25 protein-coding genes and 1 tRNA gene are annotated in these 25215 nt (G+C 61.2%); 8 read left to right on the top strand and 18 right to left on the bottom strand.

All coding sequences use genetic code 11. The annotated features are described in order from the left end of the window. On the top strand, positions 1–1611 hold the full coding sequence (locus tag KJY40_RS02035; RefSeq protein ID WP_230734679.1) for an arylsulfatase: 1611 nt from the start codon (positions 1–3) through the stop codon (positions 1609–1611). A 219-nt stretch (positions 1612–1830) separates the two neighbouring features. On the opposite strand, the gene KJY40_RS02030 is transcribed toward KJY40_RS02035, so the two are convergent. Further along, a complete protein-coding gene (locus KJY40_RS02030; RefSeq protein WP_230734677.1) occupies positions 1831–2904 on the bottom strand; it encodes a fatty acid desaturase in 1074 nt (357 codons plus the stop codon). A gap of 100 nt (positions 2905–3004) precedes the next feature. Between KJY40_RS02030 and KJY40_RS02025 the strand changes: the two genes are divergently transcribed. Beyond that, the gene (locus tag KJY40_RS02025; RefSeq protein WP_230734675.1) at positions 3005–4009 is read left to right on the top strand and encodes an AraC family transcriptional regulator; all 1005 of its coding nucleotides are present in this window, start codon (positions 3005–3007) and stop codon (positions 4007–4009) included. A gap of 15 nt (positions 4010–4024) precedes the next feature. Here KJY40_RS02025 and KJY40_RS02020 read toward each other — a convergent pair whose 3' ends face one another. From KJY40_RS02020 to KJY40_RS02005, 4 genes are all read right to left on the bottom strand, one after another. Beyond that, positions 4025–5248, bottom strand: a complete 1224-nt coding sequence (locus KJY40_RS02020; protein ID WP_230734673.1) for a type II toxin-antitoxin system HipA family toxin — start codon at positions 5246–5248, stop codon at positions 4025–4027. After that, entirely contained in the window at positions 5241–5489 is a 249-nt protein-coding gene (locus KJY40_RS02015; protein WP_085746304.1) for a helix-turn-helix domain-containing protein, read from the bottom strand. Before KJY40_RS02015 ends, KJY40_RS02020 begins: the two co-directional genes overlap by 8 nt. 114 nt (positions 5490–5603) lie before the next feature. Continuing rightward, positions 5604–6992, bottom strand: a complete 1389-nt coding sequence (locus KJY40_RS02010) for a heavy metal sensor histidine kinase (protein WP_230734671.1) — start codon at positions 6990–6992, stop codon at positions 5604–5606. After that, on the bottom strand, positions 6982–7662 hold the full coding sequence (locus KJY40_RS02005; RefSeq protein ID WP_230734669.1) for a heavy metal response regulator transcription factor: 681 nt from the start codon (positions 7660–7662) through the stop codon (positions 6982–6984). Before KJY40_RS02005 ends, KJY40_RS02010 begins: the two co-directional genes overlap by 11 nt. Positions 7663–7798: 136 nt before the next feature. Between KJY40_RS02005 and KJY40_RS02000 the strand changes: the two genes are divergently transcribed. Together KJY40_RS02000 and uraH are read left to right on the top strand one after the other, a co-directional pair. After that, positions 7799–8281, top strand: coding sequence for a GlcG/HbpS family heme-binding protein (locus tag KJY40_RS02000; RefSeq protein WP_230734667.1), 483 nt, complete (start codon positions 7799–7801; stop codon positions 8279–8281). Positions 8282–8297: 16 nt separating this feature from the next. After that, positions 8298–8708 (top strand): hydroxyisourate hydrolase, encoded by a 411-nt coding sequence (uraH, locus tag KJY40_RS01995; protein ID WP_007952813.1) that lies wholly within the window; start codon positions 8298–8300, stop codon positions 8706–8708. A gap of 122 nt (positions 8709–8830) precedes the next feature. Here uraH and KJY40_RS01990 read toward each other — a convergent pair whose 3' ends face one another. Then, positions 8831–9514, bottom strand: coding sequence for a Crp/Fnr family transcriptional regulator (locus tag KJY40_RS01990; protein WP_230734665.1), 684 nt, complete (start codon positions 9512–9514; stop codon positions 8831–8833). Between the two features lie 85 nt (positions 9515–9599). On the opposite strand from KJY40_RS01990, the gene KJY40_RS01985 reads away from it, so the two are divergent. Then, positions 9600–10124 carry an Mpo1 family 2-hydroxy fatty acid dioxygenase gene (locus tag KJY40_RS01985; protein ID WP_230734663.1) on the top strand — a complete coding sequence of 175 codons (525 nt, stop codon included), beginning with the start codon at positions 9600–9602 and terminating at the stop codon, positions 10122–10124. A gap of 53 nt (positions 10125–10177) precedes the next feature. Here KJY40_RS01985 and KJY40_RS01980 read toward each other — a convergent pair whose 3' ends face one another. From KJY40_RS01980 to dibA, 6 genes are all read right to left on the bottom strand, one after another. After that, positions 10178–11167, bottom strand: a complete 990-nt coding sequence (locus KJY40_RS01980) for a sulfate/molybdate ABC transporter ATP-binding protein (protein WP_007952816.1) — start codon at positions 11165–11167, stop codon at positions 10178–10180. Positions 11168–11170: 3 nt separating this feature from the next. After that, entirely contained in the window at positions 11171–12043 is an 873-nt protein-coding gene (gene cysW / locus KJY40_RS01975) for a sulfate ABC transporter permease subunit CysW (RefSeq protein WP_007952817.1), read from the bottom strand. A gap of 13 nt (positions 12044–12056) precedes the next feature. Next, on the bottom strand, positions 12057–12875 hold the full coding sequence (gene cysT, locus KJY40_RS01970) for a sulfate ABC transporter permease subunit CysT (RefSeq protein WP_007952818.1): 819 nt from the start codon (positions 12873–12875) through the stop codon (positions 12057–12059). Between the two features lie 71 nt (positions 12876–12946). Continuing rightward, positions 12947–13960, bottom strand: a complete 1014-nt coding sequence (locus tag KJY40_RS01965) for a sulfate ABC transporter substrate-binding protein (RefSeq protein WP_230734661.1) — start codon at positions 13958–13960, stop codon at positions 12947–12949. Positions 13961–14092: 132 nt separating this feature from the next. Then, positions 14093–14275, bottom strand: coding sequence for a sulfur starvation response protein OscA (gene oscA, locus KJY40_RS01960; RefSeq protein WP_085712654.1), 183 nt, complete (start codon positions 14273–14275; stop codon positions 14093–14095). Between the two features lie 190 nt (positions 14276–14465). Beyond that, positions 14466–16385, bottom strand: coding sequence for a phosphodiesterase DibA (gene dibA, locus KJY40_RS01955; protein ID WP_230734659.1), 1920 nt, complete (start codon positions 16383–16385; stop codon positions 14466–14468). Positions 16386–16531: 146 nt separating this feature from the next. Here dibA and desA point away from each other — a divergent pair, with 146 nt between their 5' ends. Beyond that, a complete protein-coding gene (gene desA / locus KJY40_RS01950) occupies positions 16532–17716 on the top strand; it encodes a delta-9 fatty acid desaturase DesA (protein ID WP_039772978.1) in 1185 nt (394 codons plus the stop codon). A 146-nt stretch (positions 17717–17862) separates the two neighbouring features. After that, the gene (locus KJY40_RS01945) at positions 17863–18852 is read left to right on the top strand and encodes a GGDEF domain-containing protein (protein WP_230734657.1); all 990 of its coding nucleotides are present in this window, start codon (positions 17863–17865) and stop codon (positions 18850–18852) included. Positions 18853–18879: 27 nt separating this feature from the next. On the opposite strand, the gene KJY40_RS01940 is transcribed toward KJY40_RS01945, so the two are convergent. The 3 genes from KJY40_RS01940 to gabD form a co-directional block, all read right to left on the bottom strand. Then, entirely contained in the window at positions 18880–20091 is a 1212-nt protein-coding gene (locus KJY40_RS01940) for a response regulator (protein ID WP_230734654.1), read from the bottom strand. A 141-nt stretch (positions 20092–20232) separates the two neighbouring features. Beyond that, positions 20233–21510: a 4-aminobutyrate--2-oxoglutarate transaminase gene (gabT, locus tag KJY40_RS01935; RefSeq protein WP_007957613.1), complete on the bottom strand. Its 1278-nt coding sequence runs from the start codon at positions 21508–21510 to the stop codon at positions 20233–20235. Between the two features lie 186 nt (positions 21511–21696). Continuing rightward, complete coding sequence (gene gabD, locus KJY40_RS01930; RefSeq protein WP_011331898.1) at positions 21697–23139, bottom strand: NADP-dependent succinate-semialdehyde dehydrogenase; 1443 nt, start codon at positions 23137–23139, stop codon at positions 21697–21699. Positions 23140–23581: 442 nt separating this feature from the next. On the opposite strand from gabD, the gene KJY40_RS01925 reads away from it, so the two are divergent. Then, positions 23582–23658: transfer RNA gene (locus KJY40_RS01925), tRNA-Arg, on the top strand. Positions 23659–23725: 67 nt separating this feature from the next. Here KJY40_RS01925 and KJY40_RS01920 read toward each other — a convergent pair. The 3 genes from KJY40_RS01920 to KJY40_RS01910 are packed head-to-tail and all read right to left on the bottom strand — an operon-like array spanning position 23726 to position 25208. Next, on the bottom strand, positions 23726–23995 hold the full coding sequence (locus KJY40_RS01920; RefSeq protein WP_230734652.1) for a hypothetical protein: 270 nt from the start codon (positions 23993–23995) through the stop codon (positions 23726–23728). Positions 23996–24015: 20 nt separating this feature from the next. After that, positions 24016–24630: a hypothetical protein gene (locus KJY40_RS01915; protein WP_230734650.1), complete on the bottom strand. Its 615-nt coding sequence runs from the start codon at positions 24628–24630 to the stop codon at positions 24016–24018. Continuing rightward, positions 24627–25208 carry an RNA polymerase sigma factor gene (locus KJY40_RS01910; protein ID WP_230737644.1) on the bottom strand — a complete coding sequence of 194 codons (582 nt, stop codon included), beginning with the start codon at positions 25206–25208 and terminating at the stop codon, positions 24627–24629. Before KJY40_RS01910 ends, KJY40_RS01915 begins: the two co-directional genes overlap by 4 nt. Positions 25209–25215: the final 7 nt, after the last annotated feature.

The following is a 25215-nucleotide window of genomic DNA, read 5'->3' as shown; positions in this document are numbered from 1 at the left end:
ATGCCGCAACGTCCCAACTTTCTGGTGATTCTGGCCGATGACCTCGGCTTCTCCGACATCGGTGCCTTCGGCGGCGAAATCGCCACGCCGAACCTCGATGCCCTGGCCAACAACGGCTTGCGCCTGACCGATTTTCATACCGCACCAACCTGCTCGCCGACCCGCTCGATGCTGCTCACCGGCACTGATCACCATATCGCCGGCATCGGCACCATGGCCGAAACCCTGACCCCGGAACTGATCGGCAAACCGGGTTACGAGGGCTACCTCAACGACCGTGTCGTCGCGTTGCCGGAGTTGCTGCGCGAGGCCGGTTACCAGACGTTGATGAGCGGCAAATGGCACCTGGGCCTGACCGCCGAACTGGCGCCCCACGCCCGTGGTTTCGAGCGCTCATTCTCGCTGTTGCCCGGCGCGGCGAATCACTACGGATTCGAACCGACCTACGATGAACACACGCCCGGCCTGCTGAAATCCACTCCGGCGCTGTACATCGAGGACGACACATTCATCGACGAATTGCCGAAGGATTTCTATTCCTCCGACGCCTTCGGCGACAAGCTGTTGCAGTACCTCAAGGAGCGTGACCAGAGCCGGCCGTTCTTCGCGTACCTGCCGTTTTCCGCGCCGCACTGGCCGTTGCAGGCGCCCGCCGACATCGTCGAAAAATACCGTGGCCGCTACGACGCGGGGCCGGAAGTGCTACGCCTCGAGCGTCTGGAAAAACTCAAATCGCTGGGATTGATCGAGCCGGATGTCGAACCGCATCCGCTGATCCAGCTGACCGCGCAGTGGGCCGCGTTGAGTAATGAGCAGAAGCAGATTTCCGCGCGGGCGATGGAGGTCTACGCCGCGATGGTCGAGCGCATGGACTGGAACATCGGTCGCGTCGTCGATTACCTGCGCCAGCAGGGCCAGCTCGACAACACCTTCATCCTGTTCATGTCCGACAACGGTGCCGAAGGCGCGCTGCTGGAGGCCTTCCCGAAATTCGGTCCGGAGTTGGTGACGTATCTGAGCCAGCATTACGACAACAGCCTCGACAACATCGGCCGCGCCAATTCCTACGTCTGGTACGGCCCGAACTGGGCGCAGGTGGCGACCGCGCCGTCACGCCTGTTCAAGGCGTTCACCACCGAGGGCGGGATTCGCGTTCCGGCGCTGCTGCACTATCCGCAACTGCCGCTGAAGGGGCAGATCAGCCATGGTTTCGGCACGGTGATGGACATCACGCCGACCATCCTCGATCTGGCCGGCGTGCGCCATCCGGGCAAGCAGTGGCACGGCAAACCGGTGGCGCCGTTGCGTGGTAAGTCGTGGCTGGGTTTCCTGTCCGGCGAGACAGCGCAGGTGCATGACGAACACACCGTCACCGGCTGGGAATTGTTCGGACGCCGGGCGATTCGGCAGGGGCAGTGGAAGGCGGTGTGGATTCCCGGGCCGGTGGGGCCGGCGACCTGGCAGCTTTATGATCTGGGGAGTGATCCGGGGGAGATTCATGATTTGGCGTCGAGTCAGCCGCAGAAGCTTGAAGCGCTGATCGAGCATTGGCAGCGGTATGTGGAGGAGACCGGGGTGATTTTGAGTGAGTCGCCGTTTCAGCCGGATTGAGGGCAAGCTCAAAAGCCCCCTCACCCCAGCCCTCTCCCGGAGGGAGAGGGAGCTGACCGAGGTGTCTTTCGCTATACATCGACCTGAAATACCGAGTCGACTATGGATTCAGTAAAGCTCGTCCACGTCGGCGTACCTCTCCAATATCCCCCATTCAGTCCCCTCTCCCTCCGGGAGAGGGTTAGGGTGAGGGCTGGATCTCCAGCCGAAAACACAAAGTCAGTTCACCTCGACTGCCTTACCCGCCAACCCTTCATTTTCCTTGCGAACAAACCGGTTCGCTCGCCCAAACGTCCCGAAATCATTAAACCGTACCCCCATCTCCCGCATCACCTTATGCGCCACCGGCACCGTCAACTGGCGAATATAAAACGGCTCCTTCACCACAAAATGATGAATCCCGTGACTGCTGCCAAAGTTGAAGCAGAACGCCTGCAACGGCCACAGCCACCACGGATTCAACACCTGACATTGCTGAAGCACATTGCCCGGCTCCACATCCCCGTGGTAATGCATGTTCGAGCTGATGAAGTGCAGGCAGAAGGTGCGCAATACATTCGGGCCAATGATCACCACGGCGGCGATGTCGATTACCTGCATCACCGACAACGTGGTCGCCGACCATTCAATCGGCGAGCCCATCAAGTAAGCGACGCCATTGGCCGCATGGAATCCCAGAAACACATACCACGCCCCCCAATGCACCAGCGCCAGAGGCGCGTAGACCTTCAAAGTGCGTTTGATGATGCTGAATTTATGCGCCCAGGTCTTGGCCCGCAGCATGCGGATGAACGCCGACATCACGTTGTCGCCGACCATCAGCAACCGCGCGAAACCCCACGGCTCGCCGTTGGTGATCGCCCGTTCTTCCATATCGGTTTCAGTGCCGGACACCTTGTGATGATTGAGGTGCAAATGACGACGGATCCACGGGTTGATCGTGCTCGGCCGCGCCAGCCATACCAGGCCCATCATCAGGTTGTGCGGCACGCGCTGTTTGCGGAAATACATGCTGTGGATCAGGTCGTGTTCGAGCTCATGGGTGAGCGAGGCGAAAAACGCGTTGAGCAGCAGACACGCCCACCACGCCATGTGCCCGGTGATGTAGAGCGCCGCCGAACCGATCATCCCGGCCAGGGCAAACGCTAGAATCCCCGCGCCGAGGGCGTCCTGATGCTTGAGAATCGGGTAGCGCTCGCGCAGCTCGACGCCTTTGGCCAGCACCACTTCGCGAATATGCGCTGATCGCTGGGCAGCATTGTGTCGCTGGGGACTTGCAGAAGTACGGTCCATGCTTCCATCCTCTGGTTATTGATGTTCGCATCCTGCCCCGCGCAGGGTCCGGACGCGGTAGCCGAGAACGCCAACCTGTTGACCGGAAGCGCCAATCAGCATGAAGGAACCGACTTCTCTCGCCAGCTGGACCCGTGCCCTGCGCAAGCAACTCGACGCGCTGGGACTGGACAGCACTGCCCTGTGCCAGCAGGCCGGGCTTGATCCGCAACTGATGGACGACCCGAAAGCCCGCTATCCGTTGTCCGCCACCACCCGCCTGTGGGAAATCGCGGTGAAGGTCAGCGGTGATCCGGCGATCGGTTTGCGGGTCTCGCGGTTTGTCAGCCCCACGACGTTTCACGCGTTGGGCTATGCGTTGGTGGCCAGCGGCAGCCTGCGGGAAGTGTTCGAGCGGATCGTGCGTTATCACCAGGTGGTCAGCGACGCGCTGGAACTGGAGCTGACCCGCACCGAAGACCGCTATCGGTTTCGCCTGAAAATTCCGGCCGACAACCCGGCGCCCGCCTTCGAGGCCATCGACGCGTTTGCCGCGATCTACGTGCGCACCTGCCGCAATCGCCTGGGCCGCGACTACGCGCCGCTGGCGGTGTACCTGCGCCGCCCGGAACCGGTCGATGCCCATCAATGGCACAAGGTGTTCCGCTCGCCGGTGCATTTTTCCGCCGAAGAAGACCGCATCGAATTCGCCCTCACCGACTTCGACAGCCACCTCGACGACGCCAACCCGGAACTGGCCGAGCACAACGAAGCGGTGCTCAAACGCACCCTCGCCCAGCTCAAGCCCCTGACCTGGGAGCGCAAGGTGCGCGACGCTATCGAAGAACAACTGCCCGAGGGCGAACCCAGCGCCGAACGCATCGCCCAGGCTCTGCACCTGAGCCTGCGCAGCCTGCAACGGCACTTGGCGGACGAGGGTTGTCGCTTCGACACCCTGCTGAATGAAAGCCGCGAAAACCTCGCACTGCTGCACCTGCGCGATCCGCAATGCTCGCTGAGCGAGGTCAGTTATCTGTTGGGATTTGCCGACACCAGCAGCTTCAGCCGCGCGTTCAAACGCTGGACGGGGATGACACCGGGGCAGTTTCGGGATCAGTTGCGTTGAGCGCACATGGGGAATTCAACCCTTGGTCAGACTGCGTTCAATCCCGGACTCCCACTGCTCGATCATTGCCGTACCCACCACGGCGAATGACTGATGGGTTCGGCAATGCTCAAGCATTTCCTCCATCACCTTCTGCATGCCATGAACAACCTGCTGCAGTAGTTCATTGCAGCGACCTTCAGTGAGATTGCACGCCGTACGACCGAAGCGGATGAGCGCCTTGTGTTTGGGCCATGCCTTCGACCCGCCCAGCAGCAAGGCCAGGCTGTCGTTCCTGATGTAAACCGATGTGGTGATGATGTCGTAGGCCGGGGCCAGCCGGATCGAAGCCTGCGCACCGCAATGGTCATACAGCACACCGAAGTTCTTCAGGTGCGCATCGCCGTTTTTCAGTCCCGCTGACAGCGCCACGATCTTGAAAAAAGCTTCCAGCGCCTGACTCAACAGCGCAGGCGAAACAAAGGCCTTGATCTGTCGGGCAGCGCCTTCGTAAGAGCCATCGTATTTGGCTCTGGAAGGCCAGCCGTTAAGTACGCAAAAGTCCTCGAAACCCAGATAGCCATGCTCAATCAGGTCAAAACGCTCGACCACCAGAAACTTGCCCTGCTCACTCAATTCAAACTTTGGCACTTCTAGTCCGCTAAGCGCTGCGGCGCGCATACAGAAGTACTCGTTGGTCGCCAGCTCGGGAAACTCTTCGGGACGGAAGGCTTTGACCAGATGTGTGGAGCCTCGGTGAGTCAGGCGATCAACTGCTGCCGCGCTATCGCGCACCAGCACTTTGGGTTGCACGCCCGAAACCCCGGAGTATTGGCCGTACTTCTGTAGCAAGTCATCGAACAGTCCCTGGGCACCGTCATGCACCAGAAGCTCGGCCAATGATGTTTCGGGATGACGCTCGGTTGCCGACTCGCTGGTAATCGCCAGCCGTCCCAACTGATGCGGTCCGACAATAGCGAGCAAGGCGAAATCATCAAAACCGCGCACGGCCTTACTGAAGCGTCGAACCAGCTCATCGCGCAGCGCGCCTTCCGGCAGATTCATTTCGAAGACAGGATGAATGCCCCGCTCCCAGCCGTAGCTCTCCAGCCGGGTCGGCATTGTCAGCGACACCGCATTTTCGTCGATGGCGTCCTCGCGATAGCTGAATACACTGTCCATCCCCGGCTGCCCTCGACCGAGCGTTCCGACCGGGCTGTCAGCGACGGTGATGCGCAAGCGATCTGTGGGCTCAGTCATGGAAATTGACCTTCTGCAACGCGTCGAGTGTCGGGCGTTGCGCTCTCACGGGAACCGCCGTCAGCTCATAGCCAAAGCCGTTGAGGATCGCCTCGACTTTGCGCAGACCAATTTCAGAAATCGTATTGTTTTCGATACCCGAAATGGTGGCGCGGCTCATGCCGTAACGTTGCGCCAGCGCCTGTTGCGAGAGTTTTTGCGCTTTGCGCAGAGTTCTGATCAGTTCGCCCAACTGTTCCATGACACACCAGTGCATTATATGCAATGCAATAAAACGTAATTAAAAATATATGCATCGTATTTGATGCCAATTCTAGGCGAGTCTAGCTCAGATGAGACGGCATGTGCGGGTCGATTACCGACTGGTTACAAATCCAAGCTCAAAAGCCGTTGCCTGCGCATCACTACTCACCCGCACCCGCCCCCCATGCAACTGCATGATCGACTGCACAATCGCCAGTCCCAAGCCGCCGGAGTCTCCCGGCTCCGCGCGGGACGGGTCGACGCGGTAGAAGCGGTCGAACAGTTTGCCCAGATGCTCATCCGCGATGACCGGGCCGAGGTTGTGGACTTGCAGCCAGCACATGCCTGACTCATCGCGGCGGCGCAGACTGATAACCGAGCCGGCATCGGCATGACGTACGGCGTTGGCCAACAGGTTGCCCAAGGCGCGTTGCAGCAGTTGCTGATCCGCCAGCAACTCTCCACTGAACGTGTTTTCGAGGCGGATTTCACGGTCATCGGCCAAGGCCTCGAAGTAGTCGCACAACTCATCGCCGATTTCGTGCAGTTCCAGCGTGCGCAGATCGAGCGCTCGCTCAGCTTGCTCGGCGCGGGCGAGAAACATCAGGTTTTCGGCCATGCGCTTGAGCCGTTCGAACTCTTCCATGTTTGAGGCCAGCACTTCCTGATACTCGGTGCTGCTGCGCGGGTAATTCAGTGCCTGGCCGTTGCTGGCGAGCAAGGTGTGCAGGGGCGTGCGGATTTCGTGGGCGAGGTCGGCGGAAAACTGAGAGAGGCGCTGGAAGCCGTCGTCCAGTCGCACCAGCATGCCGTTCAGCGCGTGCACCGGCTCCAGCAATTCCGCTGGCGTGCCGGCGGTAGGCACGCGTTGGTCGAGGCTGCGCAGGTCGATGCCGCGCAGCGCTTCACTCAGTTTGCGCAGAGGCTGCAAACCACGGCGCAACAGCACCAGGCCCAACGTGAAGGCGAGTACGGCACCAAGGCCGACGGCCAGATACAAGCGCAGGCGATAGCTGCCGAGCATCTGCTCGCGCTCGCTCAAGACCTTGCCGGCGATCACGGTCAGCGCTTCGCCGTTCGGCCCTTGGGCCTGACCTGACAACAGGGCCAGCTCGACACCATCCGCCGCCTGCCAGGTCAGCACATCGCTGCGTTGCGGAGGCCGGTCTCGGGGGATGGCCTGCACCAACGGCAGTGCGCGTTGGCGAGGGTTGATCGTGATCACATTCGAGCCGTCCGCGCGTTGCACCAGCAGCAGACTGTCGAGATTGCCAAGCATGTTCTGGTACAGCCGTGGCCGCGCCTGCAAGGCGTCGAGGCTGTCACTGTCGGCGAGCAATGCGCGTACCTGTTCCAGACGACCGAGCAACGCCATGTCGTCGCGCCAGGCGATTTCCGATGCCAGCGAGCGATACAGGAACACGCCGATCGCGCTGAGTACCAACGCACAGACGGCGGCGAACGCCAGGGCCAGGCGCCAGGCGATGGATCTAGCGCGCATCGTCAGGCGCTTCAAGTTGATAGCCGACCCCGCGCACGGTGTGGATCAGTTTGGGCATGTACGGATCATCGACTTTCGAGCGCAGCCGACGCACCGCGACTTCGACCATGTTGGTGTCGCTGTCGAAATTCAGGTTCCACACCTGCGAAGCAATCAGCGTGCGCGACAGTACTTCACCCTGACGGCTGGCGAGCAAATGCAGGAGGGCGAATTCCTTGTTGGTCAGAGCGATGCGCTGGCCGCCACGGCTGACCCGGCGGCGCAGCACGTCGATCTCCAGATCGGCGATGCTGTACGACTCGGCTTCGCGCATCGGCCCGCGCCGTAACAACGTCCGTACCCGCGCGAGCAATTCAGCGAAGGCGAACGGCTTGAGCAAATAGTCATCGGCCCCCAGTTCGAGGCCACGCACGCGGTCTTCGATCGCATCCTTTGCTGTCAGGAACAGCACCGGCGTGGCGCCGCGCTGGCGGATCAGCTGCAGCAATTGCCAGCCGTTGAGGCCCGGCAACATCACGTCGAGGATGATCAGGTCATATTCCTGCTGCTCGATGAAGTGACGTCCGTCGAGGCCATTCAGCGCCACATCCACGGCAAAACCCGACTCGCCCAGCCCTTTGGCGAGGAAATTCGCGGTTTTGGCTTCATCTTCTACGACCAGCAAACGCATGGCACACCTCGATTGATCAGAGGCACAGGCTAGGCCCCTTCGGCCGCATTGCCCATTACAAACTTGTAATCCGGCTGACGAGGTTTCGACGGGAACCGGCGGATAAGGTGGCGGCCTTCGCTTCTGGAGCCTGACCATGACCGTTAAATACTTGATTGCCAGCCTGGCAATCAGCCTCGGCACTGCCGCGCTCGCTGCGCCTGAGTTGCCCCGGCACGCCGATCTCGATCTGAAAACCGCACGGCTGCTTGCCAACACAGCGCTGGAAAACTGCATGGCCACGGTGTCAGTGCTCGACCGTGGCGGCAACCTGTTGGTGACCTTGCGCGGCGACGGTATCGGCCCGCACAACACCGCCGCCAGCCAACGCAAAGCCTACACCGCGCTGTCGACGAAAACCCCGACCCGGTTGTTCGCCGAGCGCGCCCGAAGCAACCCGGAAACCGCCAACCTCAACACCCTCGATGAATTGCTGTTACTCGGCGGCGGCATCCCGCTGTTCGCTGGCAAGGAACTGGTCGGCGCCATGGGCGTGGCCGGTTCCGGCGGCGGCGAGCAGGACGAAAACTGCGCGATCAAGGCTGCCGACATCGTTGGCCTGTCCATCAACCGTACTTGAACCCAGGAGCATCACCATGACCCCACTGCGCATGACTTTCGCCGCGCTTGGCCTGAGCGCTTTTTCGAGCCTGGCGCTGGCCGCCGGCAACCCGCTGAGCGTGCATGTACTCAATCTGGAAAACGGCCTGCCGTCGCCGGGCATCAACGTGACGCTGGAACGTCATGTCGGCCAGGACTGGCAGCCGCTGGCGCAGGGCACTACCAATGAACAGGGGCGGATCGCCGAACTGTTCCCGGCGAACAAACCGTTCGAGGCGGGTGAATATCGAGTGGTATTCAAGACTGGCGAGTACTTCGAGAAGACGAAGCACGAGACGTTTTTCCCGGAGATTCCGGTGATCTTTAAAGTGAAGCAGACGGATCAGCACTATCACATTCCGTTGCTGCTGAGCCCGTATGGCTTCTCGACCTATCGCGGTTCGTAGAAACAACATCGATCCAATGTGGGAGCGGGCTTGCTCGCGAAGGCGGTGTGTCAGTTCATGATGTGTCAGCTGACCCACCGCCTTCGCGAGCAAGCCCGCTCCCACAGGGGAACACGTGTTCTTCAGAGGGTCGCCAGCGCGCGCAATCGCGCGGCGTCGAGGATTTCGATCTCGCCGTAACTCAAGCCGATAATCCCCTGCCCCTGCAACTCCTTGAGGATCTGGTTGGTGGTCTGCCGCGACAGCGACAGCATCGACGCCAGCTGTTCCTGAGGCAGTTGCAGCACTCGGCGTGGCGGATCCAGTTCGCCGTAGCCTTCTGCAATCATCAGCAAGCGATGGGCCAGACGCGCCGGGGCCGGCAGCAGGCTCAACTGTTCGAGGTTGATGAAGGTCAGGCGCAGTTTGTGGCTCATCAACAGAGCGAGATGCCGCCAGTAGACGGGGTGTTCGTCGAGCAGTTTCAGCAGCGTGGCCTGGGGAATGTTCAGCAGGGTGCAAGGCCCGACCGCGTAGGCATCGTGGGTGCGAGGCTGGCCGTCGAACAGGCAGATTTCGCCAAACCAGTGCGGCGCCTCCACCAGACTCAGCAACGCCTCCTTGCCCTGCTCGCTGACCGCGCCGATGCGCACCGCGCCGTCGAGCACCGCGTACAGCCCGCACGGCGCATCACCGCGCTGGAACAAGCGCTGCCCCGCCGCCAGCCGCCGCTCCCGGGCCGCCGCCAGCAGACTATCCTGAAAGGACAACGGCAGATGACTGAACCATTGCCCGGTCAGCAGGCGCTCGCGCCAGACCTTATCCATGCGTTCTCCTAAAGATTGTCGCCTGCCTGACAGAGCGAGCCGTGAACCCGGGGCATGATTCGATCACCCTACAGGAGGAACAACAATGAAAAGCCTCGTCGATCATTTGAGTCAATACGCCGCTTACCACCGTGACCCGCGCAACATCGCCAGCCACTTTATCGGGATTCCGCTGATTGTGGTGGCGGTGGCCGTGCTGTTGTCGCGGCCGGAATGGTCGGTGGGCGGATTGTGGATTTCCCCGGCAGTGATCGCTGCCCTTGCTTCGGCGTGGTTTTACCTGCGTCTGGAGCTGAAGCTCGGGGTTCTGATGACCGTGTTGATGGGGCTGTCGGTCTGGGCCGGGCATGTCCTGGCGCAGCAGAGCACCATGGTCTGGCTGAGTGCAGGTCTGGCGATGTTTGTGATTGGTTGGGCGATCCAGTTTGTCGGCCACCACTATGAAGGGCGCAAACCGGCGTTTGTCGATGACTTGAGCGGACTGATTGTCGGGCCACTGTTTGTGGTGGCCGAACTGGCGTTCATGCTCGGGATGCGGCATGAGCTGAAAGAGCAGATCGAGGCGCGGGCGGGTGTGGTGCGGGTCAATCCGAATCGTGCGGCTGTCTGAACCACAGGCTGATTCGCTCGTTCCCACACTTGGCGTGGGAACGAGCGATGCTTTTAGAGGTTCGCGACTTTCTGCCAGACCTTCGGCTTGAAGAACAACGTCTCCCCCTTCGCCAACCCGGTCAGGCTGTCGTGATCTTTCACCACTTCCGCCTCGATCAGATCCGTCTGGCCTTCCACCTTCAACGTCACCCGCGTGGTCGCACCCAGCGGCCGGATATCGCGGACTTCAGCAGCATGGTGATCCTCCAGTTCATGCCGCGACAGCGACACTTCGTGCGGGCGGAACAACACGTGGTTGTCATCCCCCAGATGCAGACGGTTCGAATCGCCGAGGAAGTGATAGACGAAATCGCTGGCCGGGTTTTCGTAGACATCACCCGGTGAGCCGATCTGCTCGATCACACCCTTGTTCATCACTACGATGCGATCGGCCACTTCCATCGCCTCTTCCTGGTCGTGGGTCACGAACACCGAGGTCAGGTTGATGTCTTCGTGCAGGCGCGCCAGCCAACGGCGCAGCTCTTTACGCACCTTGGCGTCGAGGGCGCCGAACGGCTCGTCGAGCAGCAGCACTTTCGGCTCCACCGCAAGCGCACGGGCCAGAGCGATACGCTGACGCTGGCCACCGGACAACTGCTCCGGATAACGATCCGACAGCCAGTCCAGTTGCACCATGTTCAGCAGCTCGTGAACCTTGGTCGCGATCTGGCTTTCAGTCGGGCGCTGGTTTTTCGGCTTCATGCGCAGGCCGAACGCGACGTTGTCGAACACCGTCATGTGGCGGAACAGGGCGTAGTGCTGGAACACGAAACCGACGTTGCGATCCCGCACGTCGTGGCCGGACACGTCTTCGCCGTGGAACACGATGTTGCCGTTATCCGGGGTTTCCAGACCGGCAATGATGCGCAGCAAGGTGGTCTTGCCGCAGCCGGACGGGCCAAGCAGCGCCACCAGCTCGCCGCTGTGGATGTCCAGGCTGATGTTGTCCAGCGCCTTGAACGCATTGAAATTCTTGCTGACGTTACGCACTTCGATCGACATGAATTATTCCTCCGCGGCGCTGGCGCGCAGGCGGTTGATACGGTTTTCGCTCCACTGCTTGAGCAGCAGGATGAAGAGCGCCAGGATCAGCAACAGGCTCGCCACGGCGAACGCGGCCACGTGGTTGTATTCGTTGTAGAGGATCTCGACGTGCAGCGGCAAGGTGTTGGTCACCCCGCGAATGTGCCCGGAAACCACCGACACCGCACCGAACTCACCCATGGCCCGCGCGGTACACAGCACCACGCCATAGATCAGGCCCCATTTGATGTTGGGGACGGTCACGTGCCAGAACATCTGCCAGCCATTGGCGCCGAGCAGACGCGCGGCTTCCTCTTCCTGAGTGCCTTGCTCCTGCATCAGCGGGATCAGCTCACGGGCCACGAACGGCACGGTGACGAAGATCGTCGCCAGCACGATGCCCGGCAGGGCGAAGACGATCTGGATGTCGTGATCCTGCAGCCACGGCCCGAACAGGCCCTGGGCGCCGAACATCAACACGTAGACCAGACCTGCGATCACCGGCGACACCGAGAACGGCAGGTCGATCAGCGTCACCAGCATACTCTTGCCGCGGAACGAGTATTTGCTCACGCACCACGCGGCGCTGACACCGAACACCAGGTTCAGCGGCACCGAAATCAGCACCGCAATCACGGTGAGTTTCAGGGCCGACAAGGCATCCGGTTCAAAAATCGCAGTGAAGAACGCACCGAGGCCGTTCTTCAAACCCTGCGACACCACGATGAACAGCGGCAGCACCAGAAACAGGAAAAAAATCAGCCAGCCGAGGCCGATCAGGATTCGCCGCGAAGTGGCACTGCCACGGCGGGCGGCGTTGGCCGAGGAAGCGGCCGCAATAGACGATTGGGACATGGTTCGCGCCTCCTTATGGGGTTTCGATGCGCCGCTGCAGCAAGTTGATCAGCAGCAACAGGACGAAGGAAACCACCAGCATCAACACGCCGATGGAGGTAGCGCCGGTGTAATCGTACTGGTCGAGCTTGACCATGATCAGCAGCGGCAGGATCTCGGTTTTCATCGGCATGTTGCCGGCGATGAAAATCACCGAACCGTACTCGCCGACGCCCCGGGCAAACGCCAGCGCAAAACCGGTCAGCCAGGCCGGCAACAGCGCCGGCAGCAGGATGTGGCGGAACACCTGCAATGGTTTGGCACCGAGGCACGCGGCGGCTTCTTCGACTTCACGCGGAATGTCGGCCAGCACCGGCTGCACCGTGCGCACCACGAACGGCAGGGTCACGAAGGTCAGCGCCAGGGTGATCCCGAGCGGGGTGTAGGCGATCTTGAATCCGAGGTCGGCGGCGAACTGCCCGACCAGCCCGGTCGGCGTGTACAGCGCCGTCAGCGCAATACCGGCCACGGCGGTCGGCAGGGCGAACGGCAGATCGATCATCGCGTCGATCACCTTGCGTCCCGGGAACGTGTAGCGCACCAGCACCCAGGCCAGCAACGTGCCGATGATGCCATTGATGATCGCGGCGCACAGTGCGGTGCCGAAGCTCAGCTTCAGTGCAGCGAGAACGCGGGGCGCGGAGATGATCGTCCAGAACTGATCCCAGGTGAGTTGGGCGGCGTGGACGAACATCGCCGCCAGCGGGATTAGCACAATCAGGCTGAGGTACACCAAGGTGTAGCCCAGCGTCAGCCCGAAGCCGGGTATGACGGGGGAGATACGACGCGACATAAAAGTCCTTGGTTTGAGAACGCGCAAAGCCCCGACGGTTAAATCGGGGCTCGTTTATGACCTATTTCAGATTACTGCGCCTGATAGATCTGGTCGAACACGCCACCGTCGTTGAAGAATTTCGGCTGCGCGGTTTTCCAGCCGCCGAAGTCCTTGTCGATGGTCACCAGTTCCAGTTTCGGGAACTGCTGGGCGTACTTGGCTGCCACGTCCTTGTCACGCGGACGGTAGAAGTTCTTCGCCGCGATTTCCTGGCCGGCCGGGCTGTACAAGTGCTTGAGGTAGGCTTCGGCGATCTGCTCGTTGCCCTTCTTCTCGGCGTTCCTGTCGACCACCGCCACCGGTGGTTCGGCGAGGATCGACAGCGAAGGCACGACGATGTCGAACTTGTCCTTGCCGCCGTCTTCTTTCAGCGCCAGGAAGGCTTCGTTTTCCCAGGCCAGCAACACGTCACCCTGACCGTTGTTGACGAAGGTGATGGTCGAGCCACGGGCGCCGGTGTCCAGAATCGGCACGTGCTTGAACAGGGTCTGTACGTATTCCTTGGCCTTGGCTTCGTTGCCGCCGTTGGCTTTCAGGCCGTAGGCCCACGCCGCGAGGAAGTTCCAGCGCGCACCGCCGGAGGTTTTCGGGTTCGGAGTGATCACCGAGACGTCGTTCTTGACCAGGTCGCCCCAGTCCTTGATGCCTTTCGGATTGCCCTTGCGCACCAGGAACACGATGGTCGAGGTGTACGGAGTGCTCGCATCCGGCAGACGCGTCTGCCAGTCGGCTGGCAGGGTCTTGCCGAGCTTGGCGATTTCGTCGATGTCGCCAGCCAGAGCCAGAGTCACGACGTCAGCGCGCAGACCGTCGATCACCGCACGGCCCTGCTTGCCCGAACCGCCGTGGGATTGCTGGATTTTCACGGTGTCGCCGGCGTGCTCTGCCTGCCAGTACTTCACGAATTCGGCGTTGTAATCCTGATACAGCTCGCGGGTCGGGTCATACGACACGTTGAGCAGTTCGTAATCCTTGGCAACCGCGGAACCGGCAAACACGGCACTGGCCAGGGCGGCCAAAGCGTAACGGCGAATCGACGACATGGTGAAAGCTCCTGGAATTCTTGGTGGTGGCTTTTTCTTATGTATTGCGGGAATCGGGTTGCTCATTCAGTGATCGCGCCTGCGGCAACTCCTGCGCATGGCCCCCTGCAGGAGCTGTCGCAGATGCGATCTTCAGGCCTGCTTGTTGCCCGGTTGCTGCAGACGGAATTTCTCTTTGCGTTCGATCTGGACGACTTGGGCGTTGTGCACAGTGATTTCCACCGCGCCGAAACGCAGGTCGCGCAGGGCGCTCTGGATTTCACGCAAGATGGTGGTTTCGTCCTGACCGTCAACGCTACGCAGGGATGCGCTCATGGTGCTGCTCCTTTGTATGGGATATGCCTGGCAGTGGGCGGCACTGCGTTCGGCGTGGGAGCAATATAAGAGAGGCGCGGATATTCTTAAAAAGACTATTTAAGAATGTTTATATAACTGGAAAACATTATGTGATGCAGCAAGGGTTTGCGGCGGATTTGCCCGCCAGCAAACCCGCCGTACACCGCCCTCAACCGATCAAGGGCGCCCGATTCCAGTCGATTTGCGCTTCCGGGACCGGCCGTCCGAACCAGTAGCCCTGCCCCAGATCACAGGCCTGGCCCAGCAGGAACGCCGCCTGTTCCGCCTGCTCAATGCCCTCGGCGTGCACCTGCATGCCCATGCTGCGGGCCAGGGCGATGATCACCCGGACAATCGCCGCATCGTCCTCGTCCCAAGGCAAGCCGGCGACAAAACCCTGATCGATCTTGAGTTTCTGCACCGGCAGGCGCTTGAGCCGCAGCAACGACGAATAACCGGTGCCGAAGTCATCGATGGCCAGACGAATGCCCAGCTCGCGCAGACGGTGCATCTGCTCCAGTGCGACTTCCGGATCGTCCATCACCGCGCTTTCGGTGACCTCCAGTTCCAGATACGCCGGATCCAGGCCAGTTTCGTGCAGCACCTGCGCAACCTGCTCGTACAACTCGCGGCGGGCGAACAAACGTGACGACACGTTTACCGCGACAAACGACAGCACCACCCCGGCCTGCTGCCATTGGCACATCTGCCGGCAGGCCTGTTGCATGACCCAGGCGTCGATTTCCGAGATCAGCCCGGTGCGCTCGGCAATCGGGATGAACTCCGCCGGCGACACCAGCCCCCGCTGCGGATGTTCCCAACGCACCAGCGCCTCGACGCCGATCAGGCGACTGGTTTTCAGGTCGTGTACCGGTTGGTAGTAGACCCGCAACTCCTGCTGCTCCAGGGCACGGCGCAGTTCAAAGGCGATCTCGACCCGCTGCTGGGCGTGGGCCGTGAGTTCTTCGGTGTACAACGCGTAGCCGTTGCGGCCACTGCTCTTGGCCTTGAACAGCGCCGCGTCGGCGTTACGCAACAGTTGTTCGGCGCTCAGTGCATCGCTGGGAAACAGGCTGATGCCGAGGCTGGCGTTGATGAACAGTTCATGGCCGTCGAGGCAGAACGGCTCCTTGAGCGCATCGAGAATACGCTGAGCCAGCGATGCCGCCTGTGCCGGCTGTGGACAACTTTCCAGCAGAACAGCGAATTCATCGCCGCCCAGCCGCGCCAGGGTGATGCCCGGCCCGAACAACCCCTGCAAACGCGCCGCGACGGCCTTGAGCAAACGGTCACCAATGGTGTGGCCGAGGCTGTCGTTGATCAGTTTGAAATGGTCCAGATCGATCATCAGCAATGCGCAGCCGCGCTTGTGCGTCTGCGCCGATGCCAGCGCCTGTTCGGCGCGGTCGCTGAACAGCAGGCGGTTGGGCAGGTCGGTCAGCGGATCGTGGTGGGCCAGGTGCTTGAGTTCGTGCTCGGAATCCTTGATCGCGCTGATGTCGGAAAACACCGCGACGTAATGGCTGAGACGGTTGTCATCGTCACGAATGACCCGGATCGTCTGCCATTGCGGGTAGATTTCACCGCTCTTGCGCCGGTTCCAGATTTCGCCGCTCCATTCATCCTTCGCCTGCAGCGTGGCGAACATCGCCTGATAGAACCCCGGAGGATGGTGGCCGGACTTGAACAGACTGGGCTGCTGGCCAATGACTTCTTCACGCCGGTAGCCGGTGATTTCCATGAACGCGCGGTTGACGTGGACGATCAGCCCCTGCCGGTCCGTGACCAGCACGCCTTCGCGGGTGCAATCGAATACCGCAGCGGCCTGACGCAGTCTTTCGCGATCCGCCTGGCGCTCACGCAATCGGGCACCGATGCCCAGGCATTCGAACAGCCGCGCCCGGGCCAGGAAGATCAACCCGGCGCTGAGGGCTACGAACAGGTAGCCGTTGATCAGCTGCCAGCGCAGCAGTTCGTCAGAGTTATCGAAGAAACTGTTCAATAAATAGCCAGTACCTTGCAGCCAGACAACGGCAAGGACCAGGTAAAGCAGCGCTGCACGCAAAGCATCGCGGTATGTGGCAGACATTCGGCCGTCCATGTCCCTACAAAAATGTCGGGATTATAGGTCAAGAAACATCCAGCCATCTCTTATCTGAAAGGGCGACTGGTTTTATCTGTGTGCTTGGTGATAATGCAACGGCTGTTTTTTCTTTATCGAGGGCCCTATAGCCTATGTGGTACGAAGGTTTTCTTGGCTTGTCGGCCTGGTCACTGGTCGCCGTCACCCTGGTGATGACCCACGTGACGATCGTTGCCGTCACGGTCTACTTGCACCGCTACTCGGCCCATCGCTCCCTGGAGCTGAATGCCGGCCTGAAGCATTTCTTCCGTTTCTGGCTGTGGCTGACCACGGCGCAGAACACCCGCGAGTGGACCGCCATCCACCGCAAGCACCACGCCAAATGCGAAACCGAAGATGACCCGCACAGTCCGGTCGTCAAGGGTCTTTCCACCGTCCTGCGCAAAGGTGCCGAGCTGTACCGCGAAGAAGCGCAGAACCCGGAAACCCTGCGCATCTACGGCAAGAACTGCCCCGAAGACTGGATCGAGCGCAACCTCTACAGCCGCTACCGTTTGCTGGGCGTGGCGATCATGGCCGTCGTCGATCTGCTGCTGTTCGGCACCATCGGCATCACCATCTGGGCGATCCAGATGATGTGGATCCCGGTCTGGGCGGCCGGCGTGGTCAACGGTCTCGGCCATGCCGTCGGCTACCGCAACTTCGAATGCCGCGACGCGGCGACCAATCTGGTGCCTTGGGGCATCCTGATCGGCGGCGAAGAACTGCACAACAACCATCACACCTACCCCAACTCGGCCAAGCTGTCGGTCAAGAAATGGGAGTTCGACCTCGGCTGGGCCTGGATCCAGGTCTTCAGCTTCCTGCGTCTGGCCAAGGTCCAGCGGGTCGCGCCGATCGCCCACCGCGTCGAAGGCAAGGGCAGCCTGGACATGGACACCGCCATGGCGATCCTCAACAACCGCTTCCAGATCATGGCCCAGTACCGCAAGCTGGTGATCGGCCCGCTGGTCAAACAGGAACTGGCCAAGGTCGATCATTCGGTACGCCACCAGTTCCACCGGGCCAAACGCCTGCTCTCGCGGGAAACCAGTCTGCTGGAAGATCGCCACCACGCGCGCATCCAGAACATGCTCGAGCACAGCCAGGCGCTGAAGGTAATCTACGAGAAACGTCTGGCCCTGCAGCAGATCTGGGTCAAGACCAGCGCAAATGGCCACGACATGCTCGCCGCCATCAAGGAATGGGTACACGAGGCCGAGGCCAGTGGCATCCAGTCCCTGCGTGAATTCGCCGACCAGTTGAAAACCTACTCGCTGCGTCCTGTCGCCGCCTGAGTGCCGTTGATCGGTGCGCCCGGTTCCCGTGCGCACCCTTCGGAACTTCACCCTCGATCCCCTATCTCAAAGAAACTTCGCCACCCCCGGCGGGTTTTCCCGTGGCCGTTGTCGATTGATCGGCACGCCCTTTGAGATTCGTGTCGATGGTCAACAACAATCAAAAAGACTCATCCCCTCCCCAGTGGCCCGAGGCCGCGCAGACCCTGATGGCATTGATGCACGCCCAGGGCGAAGTCGCCCGGCTGAGCGAACGCGAGCAACTGTTCAGCTCGCTGCTGGTCAGCGTCAACGCCGTGCTTTGGGCCTTCAATTGGGAAACCCGTCAGGTGCTGTACGTCAGCCCCGCCTACGAACGGATTTTCGGCCGCTCCGCCGCTCTGCTGCTGGCCGACTACAACCAGTGGCGCGACAGCATTTACCCGGACGATCTGGAATACGCCGAACGCAGCCTCGCCGAAGTGCTGCACAAAGGCGCCGTGGAAGACCGCGAATACCGGATCATCGCCGCCGACGGCCAGGTTCGCTGGGTCAGCGACAAGTGCTTCATCAATCGTCAGGACGAACCGGGGCAACCGGTGATCATCGTCGGCATCGCCGAAGACATCACCGACAAGAAGCAAATGGAAACCGAGCTGCAACGTCTGGCCACCACCGACGTATTGACCCAGAGCAGCAATCGCCGGCACTTCTTCGAATGCGCCCACCGGGAATTTGAACAAGCCCGCCTGCAAGGCGCGCAAATGGCATTCCTGCTGCTGGACATCGATGACTTCAAAGTGATCAACGACACCTACGGCCACCCGGAGGGCGACAACGTGCTGCAACGGATCGCCGAATGCGGGCGGGCATCATTGCGCCGGGGGGACCTGTTCGGGCGGATTGGTGGTGAGGAGTTTGCTGCGGTTTTCCCGGGCTGTGCGCCGGACATGGCGATGCAGGTGGCCGAACGGCTGCAACGGGAAATTCATCGACTGAGCTTCAATCACGCCGATCAGACCTTCGGCATCACCGTCAGCCAGGGCCTGACCAGCCTCACCCCGGATGACGAAAGCCTCGACACCCTGTTCGCCCGCGCAGACGCGGCGATGTACGAGGCCAAGCGCCAAGGCAAGAACCGGATCATTTCCGCCTGATTCAAGAGCGGATGCGCAATCAAGCCGCTATTTGCGCATCCGCATCAGCTCCGGCAAGCCGATCTTGAGCAAGCGCGCCGTGCGGCTCTTGGCCAGCTCCTCAACGCCCTCATGCTCGGTCAGCCGCGCCATCTGCGCCGCCATATTCATCACCAGTGCCTCGCGGGAATACACCCCGCCACCGAGCTGGTAGACCGAGGCAATCAGCTCGCGCAACTCCAGCGGCAGGCGCCAGCGAGTACGCAACGCCGAGCCATACGCCGCACCGAATTCGGCCAGCGCATCGCCGACTTCCTCCAGCTCATCCAGCTCGCCGCCGGCCTGCTTCCACTCTTGAAGACAACGCAGCAACGCCAGATCGCCGAGGCGATGGAGCATCCCGGCGCAATAGCAGCGCTCCTGATCCAGATCGAGCAACCGCGCCAGCGTGCGGGCGTACTCGGCGGTGTGCAGCGACAGGCCCCAATAGCGCTCGGCGTAGTCGGCCAGACACGGGTCGCTGAGTCGGGCGCTGCGCTTGAGTGCCAGGCCAAGGATCAGGTTCATGCTTTGCCCGGTGCCCAGACGATGCAGCGCCTGCGCCAGGGTCTGCACCGGCGCGCCATGATGCTGGGCGGCGCTGTTGGCGGCGGCGATCAACACGGCGGTGATCTGCGGGTCGGTGCGGATTTCCTCTTCCAGCAGCTTCAGATCCAGGCCGTTGGGATTGAGGCTGCGCTTGACCGCCACCTGCACGTCGGTCATCAGCGGCGCGCCGTCGGCCTGCTCGCGGCGGCGTTCGAGGAACACCGACAATGTCATGCCCGGCGCCAGCGCCGGTACTTCGCAGAACACTTCCTCACCGGCGTTCAGCAGCAGCCCCTGCAAACGCTCGGTCAGGCTTTCCATGTTCAGGGGTTTGGCAAGATAAGCGGTCGGCGCCAGCGGCAAGGCTTCGCGCACGCTGGCGCTGTCGTTGCGACTGCTCATCAGAATGAACGGCAGCGGCGGATTGCGTTTGCGCTGGCGCACGCTGCGCAACACGTTCAAGCCATCGACGCCGGGCAACTCCCAGTCTACGATCGCCAGGTCATAGGGCACTTCGCTGAGCAGCGTCATTGCCTCCTGGCCATCGGCGCACAGATCCAGCCGCGCATCGCAGCGCACATTCAGCAACACTTGTTTGAGCAGGTCACGCGACCAGGGATCGGCCTCGGCAATCAGCACTCGGGGTACAGCGGGTAATTCGACGGCAGTCATGCTCGCCCTCCCTTGCAATGCTTGAACCTTAGCCAATGCTGGCGTTTCGGTACAACCTGAAAACCGCACAGGTGTTTCTCCGGGCATGAAAAAACCCGCCGAAGCGGGTTTTTTGTCGATCCGATCACACGGTGCTACGGATTACAGCTCCGAGAAGCACTCTTCGATGATCGCCAGGCCTTTGTCCAGTTGCTCGTCCGGCGAGGTCAGCGGTACCAGGACGCGCAGAACGTTGCCGTAGGTGCCGCAGGACAGCAGGATCAGGCCCTTGTCACGCGCCTTGGCCACGACAGCCGCGACGGCGGTCGGGTTTGGCTTGTGGCTGTCGCCGTTTTCGAACAGCTCGACCGCGATCATGGCGCCCAGGGCACGGACTTCGCCGATCACCGGGTACTTGGCCTGGATGGCTTTCAGGCCGGTGACCAGACGCTCGCCGACAGCCTTGCAGCGATCCAGCAGTTTTTCTTCTTCGAACACTTCCATCACGGCCAGGGCCGCGGCGCAAGCGATCGGGCTACCGGCGTAGGTGCCGCCCAGGCCGCCTGGAGCGATGGCGTCCATGTATTCGGCCTTGCCGCAGACACCGGCCAGCGGGAAGCCGCCAGCGATGGATTTGGCGAAGGTGGTCAGATCGGCAGCAACGCCCATCTGTTCCATGGCGAAGAAAGTGCCGGTACGGCCAGCGCCGGTCTGCACTTCGTCAGCGATCAGCAGGATGCCGTGCTGGTCGCACAGGGCACGCAGACGCTTCATGAACTCTTTCGGCGCGACGTAGAAACCACCTTCACCCTGCACAGGCTCGATGATGATCGCGGCGATGTCTTTCGGCTCGGCGTCGTTCTTGAAGATGCGTTCGATGGAAGCGATCGAGTCGTCGATGCTCACGCCGTGCAGTTCGTTCGGGTACAGCGCGCGGAAGATGCCGCCTGGCATCAGGCCCATGCCGGCCGAGTAAGGCACGACTTTACCGGTCAGGCCCAGGGTCATCATGGTGCGACCGTGGTAAGCGCCGGTGAAGGCGATCACGCCAGCACGGCCAGTGGCGGCACGGGCGATTTTCACGGCGTTTTCAACGGCTTCGGAACCAGTGGTCACCAGCAGGGTTTTCTTGGCGAAGTCGCCCGGTACGCGAGCGTTGATTTTCTCGCACAGCTCGACGTACGGTTCGTAAGCCAGAACCTGGAAGCAGGTGTGAGTCAGCTTGTTCAGCTGCTCGGTCACGGCGGCGATGATTTTCGGGTGCACGTGGCCGGTGTTCAGTACAGCGATACCGCCAGCGAAGTCGATGAACTCGCGACCTTCAACGTCGGTCACGGTCGCGTTCTTCGCGGACTCGGCGAAGATCGGGTGAATCTGGCCAACACCACGTGGAACAGCTGCGGTACGACGGGCCATCAGTTCAGCGTTAGTCTTGCTCATTACAGTCCTCATTCGCCGCTCATCGGGCGGCGTGGTTCAAGGATAAAGCGGGAGGAATCGGCGGTGGCAGCATGCGATGATCGACTGCCACGGCGTTCCCGGCCGCAGAGAAAATTCCGGTTTGAAACGACGCAAAGGGACAGCGCTCTCGTGCCCTTTGCGTTTACAGCGATCTTCTACCGAGGCTTAGATGCCCAGGCAGAGGTATTTGATTTCCAGGTAATCTTCGATGCCGTACTTGGAGCCTTCACGGCCCAGGCCCGAGGCCTTGATGCCGCCGAACGGCGCGACTTCGTTGGAGATCAGCCCGGTGTTGACGCCGACCATGCCGTATTCCAGGGCTTCAGCTACACGGAACACACGGCCCAGGTCGCGAGCGTAGAAGTACGAGGCCAGACCGAACTCGGTGTCGTTCGACATCGCGATCACGTCGGCTTCGTCTTTGAAGCGGAACAGCGGCGCCAGCGGACCGAAGGTTTCTTCCTTGGCCACCGCTGCGTCTTTCGGCACGTTGGTCAGGATGGTCGGCTCGAAGAAGTTGCCTTCCATCGGCTTGCCGCCGGCCAGAACGGTTGCGCCTTTGCTCACCGCGTCAGCGATGTGCTCTTGCACCTTGGCCACGGCTTTCTCGTCGATCAGCGGGCCAGTGGTGGTGCCTTCTTCCAGACCGTTGCCGATCTTCAGCTTGGCGACGGCCACTTTCAGCTTCTCGGCGAACGCGTCGTAGACCGAATCCTGAATGTACAGACGGTTGGCGCAGACGCAGGTCTGGCCGTTGTTGCGGTACTTGGAAATGATCGCGCCTTCGACGGCCTTATCCAGGTCCGCGTCGTCGAACACGATGAACGGCGCGTTGCCGCCCAGTTCCAGGGAGACTTTCTTGATGTCCTTGGCGCATTCCGACATCAGCTGACGACCGATTTCGGTCGAACCGGTGAAGGACAGTTTGCGCACGATCGGGTTGCTGGTCAGCTCGCTGCCGATGTCGCCGGCGCTGCCGGACACCACGCTGAACACACCTTTAGGGATGCCGGCGCGCTGGGCCAGTTCGGCCAGAGCGAATGCGGAGAACGGGGTTTGCGAAGCAGGCTTGAGCACCATGGTGCAACCGGCGGCCAGCGCAGGACCTGCCTTACGAGTGATCATCGCCGCCGGGAAGTTCCACGGGGTGATGGCGGCGGTCACGCCGATCGGTTGTTTGATCACGATCAGGCGCTTGTCCGGCTGGTGGCCCGGAATCACGTCGCCGTAAATGCGCTTGGCTTCTTCAGCGAACCACTCGATGAACGAAGCGGCGTAAACGATTTCGCCCTTGGCTTCGGCCAGTGGTTTGCCCTGCTCGAGGGTCATCAGGCGAGCGAGGTCGTCCTGGTTCTCGATCATCAGTTCGAACCAGCGACGCAGCTTGCCTGCACGCTCCTTGGCGGTCAGTGCACGCCAGGCCGGCAGCGCCTTGTCGGCGGCTTCGATGGCGCGGCGGGTTTCAGCAGCGCCCATTTTCGGCACGGTGCCCAGAATTTCGCCGGTGGCCGGGTTGTTGACCTTGATCGTCTGACCGTTGTCCGCGTCGACCCATGCGCCATCGATGAAGGCTTGCTGGCGGAACAACTGGGTGTCTTTAAGCTGCATGTCGGCTTTCCTTAACAGCACCGCGCAAGGCGCGGAGCAAAATTATGATTGTAGAAAGGCGCCTCGCAAGGCTGCCGTCAGGGAAATCATTTACCGGGCTGGCACATAAATAGCGCACGACTCAAAACGCGTGCGGCTCAGCACCTGGATAAGGAGCGTTTGAAATCTCAAACGAATCCTAGGTTCAAAGGGGTTGAAGGACAATAGGGCGTTCGAAAAAAAGAACAAAAACGCCGCTTTTGCTGAATATTTCAGATCAACGAGCATCAAGCCCTCGCCGCAGCAAAACCATAGTTCAGTCCCGCCAAAGCGCCAAGCGAGCCTTTTGCAGGACGTTACAGCTTTATGGAATGCAGGGTTTTCGACCGACACGCGCACTGACAATAAGCGCCAAAACCCGGCATGGACGCCCCGAGCCGACCTAGGTATGATGTCGCCCGCTGCACCAGTAGCTCAGCTGGATAGAGTACTGCCCTCCGAAGGCAGGGGTCGTGGGTTCGAATCCCGCCTGGTGCGCCATTGATTTAAACGAGAAAGCCCCGGACTGTGATGGTCCGGGGCTTTTTTGTGCCTGCCGACTGGCGACTCACTCCGTCGTCCAGTCAAACTCGTCATATTCATCATCGGCTTCTTCGTCCTCGATCAAGTCATCATCGAGAACGTCTTCCTCCAGATCCTCTTCGGCCTGTTTGGCCAGAAGAAACTCCTTGCGACTCTCCGTCACTGCCCGCCGCAGTTCCTCACCCTTTACCGGGCAGTTGAGCATTTGGGCGATGCGGTCGATTTTTTGGGCCACGGCATCCTCCAGCGCATCGGCAATGACCCGATAGTGCGCGTTTTTGCGGGTCAATGCCAAATGGCGGATGGCTGATACGGTCAGTTCTTGCGGATTTTTTCCAGTCGCAGGTCGAGATTCACGTTCGGGTAGCGCTTGTGCAGGTTGTTGAACAGGCTGTCGGCCGCTTTCGACTGGCCGGACTCGCGCAGGCGCAGGACTTCGCGCAGTTGCTCGTCGAGACCGTTGACCGGGGCGGCGGCGCGCTTGCTGACCTTGGCTTCGTCCGCCGAGTCGGCGCTGATCGATTCGCTCTGCATCGGCGCAGCCATATCCGCCATCGGCGCGGGGGCCATTGCGGGAGCTGGCGCAGAAAGTGCGCCGGCGGGAGCCGACAGTGATCGGGCCTCCTGGCGGGCCACTGGTGCGGCCGGTTTGGCAGCAGGGGCGAAATCGTATTGAGCCACGGGTTCCGGCCCGCGCTGCACCAGCGACAGCATCAGCGCGATGCCGACCAGACTGGCAAAAACCACCTGGTAGCGCGGTTGCTGGCAGGCCTTGAGCCAGCGTTGCCACAGGCTCTGCCGTGGCGCCGGGGTTTCACGGCGGGCGGCGTCGAGGATCAGCGCATCGAGATGCGCCGGCGGTTCGGCGTCGTGCTGTTCGCGCACGTGCTTGAGCACTTGCTCTTCGGGTGTCGGGCGGGCGTCCGTCATGTCAGTACCTCCTCGGCCAGCAGCCGACGCAGTTTTTGCTGGGCGTAGCGCAAGCGGCTCTTGACGGTTTCCAGCGGTGTTTCGGTGAGGCTGGCGATTTGCGCCAGGTCGAGGTCGCCGTGGGCGCGCAGCAGAAACACTTCGCGTTGGTCGGCGGGCAAGGATTGCAGGGCGCTCTCCAGGCGCTGGCTGTCGCGGCTGAGGTTGAGCAGTTGTTCGGGATCGGACGCATCGTCGCTGACGGCGTGGGTTTGCTCATCGTAGCTGTCATGCAGCGGTTGTCGGGCACCGTGTTTGCGCCAGTGATCGATCAGGCGATTGCGGGCAATCTGGAACAACCATGTACGAAAGGTCGCCCGGCCCTGTGGCTGACTGGTACTGCGGATCAGGCTCAGCCAGGTCTCCTGGAAAACCTCATCGGCCAGTTCAGGTTTGCCGCTCAAACCGAGCAGAAACCGATAAAGACTCTGCCGATGGCGGGCGTACAGGATCTCGAACGCCTTGCCGTCACCCTCGCGATAACGGGCCAGCAGCGATTCGTCGCTGCTGGCCTCAAGGCTGTCGGCGGAGGCAAACAGCTGTGTG

Origin of the sequence: Pseudomonas fitomaticsae (assembly GCF_021018765.1) — a bacterium.
GTDB lineage: Bacteria > Pseudomonadota > Gammaproteobacteria > Pseudomonadales > Pseudomonadaceae > Aquipseudomonas > Aquipseudomonas fitomaticsae.
The sequence above is the reverse complement of the archived record's forward strand: the minus strand, read 5'-3'. Positions and strand labels throughout refer to the sequence as shown.

What these genes read in the sequence shown, in the direction of transcription:
- KJY40_RS02035 (WP_230734679.1), top strand. Translation starts at nt 1, where the DNA reads ATGCCGCAACGTCCCAACTTTCTGGTGATTCTGGCCGATGACCTCGGC.
- KJY40_RS02030 (WP_230734677.1), bottom strand. Translation starts at nt 2,904, where the DNA reads ATGGACCGTACTTCTGCAAGTCCCCAGCGACACAATGCTGCCCAGCGA.
- KJY40_RS02025 (WP_230734675.1), top strand. Translation starts at nt 3,005, where the DNA reads ATGAAGGAACCGACTTCTCTCGCCAGCTGGACCCGTGCCCTGCGCAAG.
- KJY40_RS02020 (WP_230734673.1), bottom strand. Translation starts at nt 5,248, where the DNA reads ATGACTGAGCCCACAGATCGCTTGCGCATCACCGTCGCTGACAGCCCG.
- KJY40_RS02015 (WP_085746304.1), bottom strand. Translation starts at nt 5,489, where the DNA reads ATGGAACAGTTGGGCGAACTGATCAGAACTCTGCGCAAAGCGCAAAAA.
- KJY40_RS02010 (WP_230734671.1), bottom strand. Translation starts at nt 6,992, where the DNA reads ATGCGCGCTAGATCCATCGCCTGGCGCCTGGCCCTGGCGTTCGCCGCC.
- KJY40_RS02005 (WP_230734669.1), bottom strand. Translation starts at nt 7,662, where the DNA reads ATGCGTTTGCTGGTCGTAGAAGATGAAGCCAAAACCGCGAATTTCCTC.
- KJY40_RS02000 (WP_230734667.1), top strand. Translation starts at nt 7,799, where the DNA reads ATGACCGTTAAATACTTGATTGCCAGCCTGGCAATCAGCCTCGGCACT.
- uraH (WP_007952813.1), top strand. Translation starts at nt 8,298, where the DNA reads ATGACCCCACTGCGCATGACTTTCGCCGCGCTTGGCCTGAGCGCTTTT.
- KJY40_RS01990 (WP_230734665.1), bottom strand. Translation starts at nt 9,514, where the DNA reads ATGGATAAGGTCTGGCGCGAGCGCCTGCTGACCGGGCAATGGTTCAGT.
- KJY40_RS01985 (WP_230734663.1), top strand. Translation starts at nt 9,600, where the DNA reads ATGAAAAGCCTCGTCGATCATTTGAGTCAATACGCCGCTTACCACCGT.
- KJY40_RS01980 (WP_007952816.1), bottom strand. Translation starts at nt 11,167, where the DNA reads ATGTCGATCGAAGTGCGTAACGTCAGCAAGAATTTCAATGCGTTCAAG.
- cysW (WP_007952817.1), bottom strand. Translation starts at nt 12,043, where the DNA reads ATGTCCCAATCGTCTATTGCGGCCGCTTCCTCGGCCAACGCCGCCCGC.
- cysT (WP_007952818.1), bottom strand. Translation starts at nt 12,875, where the DNA reads ATGTCGCGTCGTATCTCCCCCGTCATACCCGGCTTCGGGCTGACGCTG.
- KJY40_RS01965 (WP_230734661.1), bottom strand. Translation starts at nt 13,960, where the DNA reads ATGTCGTCGATTCGCCGTTACGCTTTGGCCGCCCTGGCCAGTGCCGTG.
- oscA (WP_085712654.1), bottom strand. Translation starts at nt 14,275, where the DNA reads ATGAGCGCATCCCTGCGTAGCGTTGACGGTCAGGACGAAACCACCATC.
- dibA (WP_230734659.1), bottom strand. Translation starts at nt 16,385, where the DNA reads ATGTCTGCCACATACCGCGATGCTTTGCGTGCAGCGCTGCTTTACCTG.
- desA (WP_039772978.1), top strand. Translation starts at nt 16,532, where the DNA reads ATGTGGTACGAAGGTTTTCTTGGCTTGTCGGCCTGGTCACTGGTCGCC.
- KJY40_RS01945 (WP_230734657.1), top strand. Translation starts at nt 17,863, where the DNA reads ATGGTCAACAACAATCAAAAAGACTCATCCCCTCCCCAGTGGCCCGAG.
- KJY40_RS01940 (WP_230734654.1), bottom strand. Translation starts at nt 20,091, where the DNA reads ATGACTGCCGTCGAATTACCCGCTGTACCCCGAGTGCTGATTGCCGAG.
- gabT (WP_007957613.1), bottom strand. Translation starts at nt 21,510, where the DNA reads ATGAGCAAGACTAACGCTGAACTGATGGCCCGTCGTACCGCAGCTGTT.
- gabD (WP_011331898.1), bottom strand. Translation starts at nt 23,139, where the DNA reads ATGCAGCTTAAAGACACCCAGTTGTTCCGCCAGCAAGCCTTCATCGAT.
- KJY40_RS01915 (WP_230734650.1), bottom strand. Translation starts at nt 24,630, where the DNA reads ATGACGGACGCCCGCCCGACACCCGAAGAGCAAGTGCTCAAGCACGTG.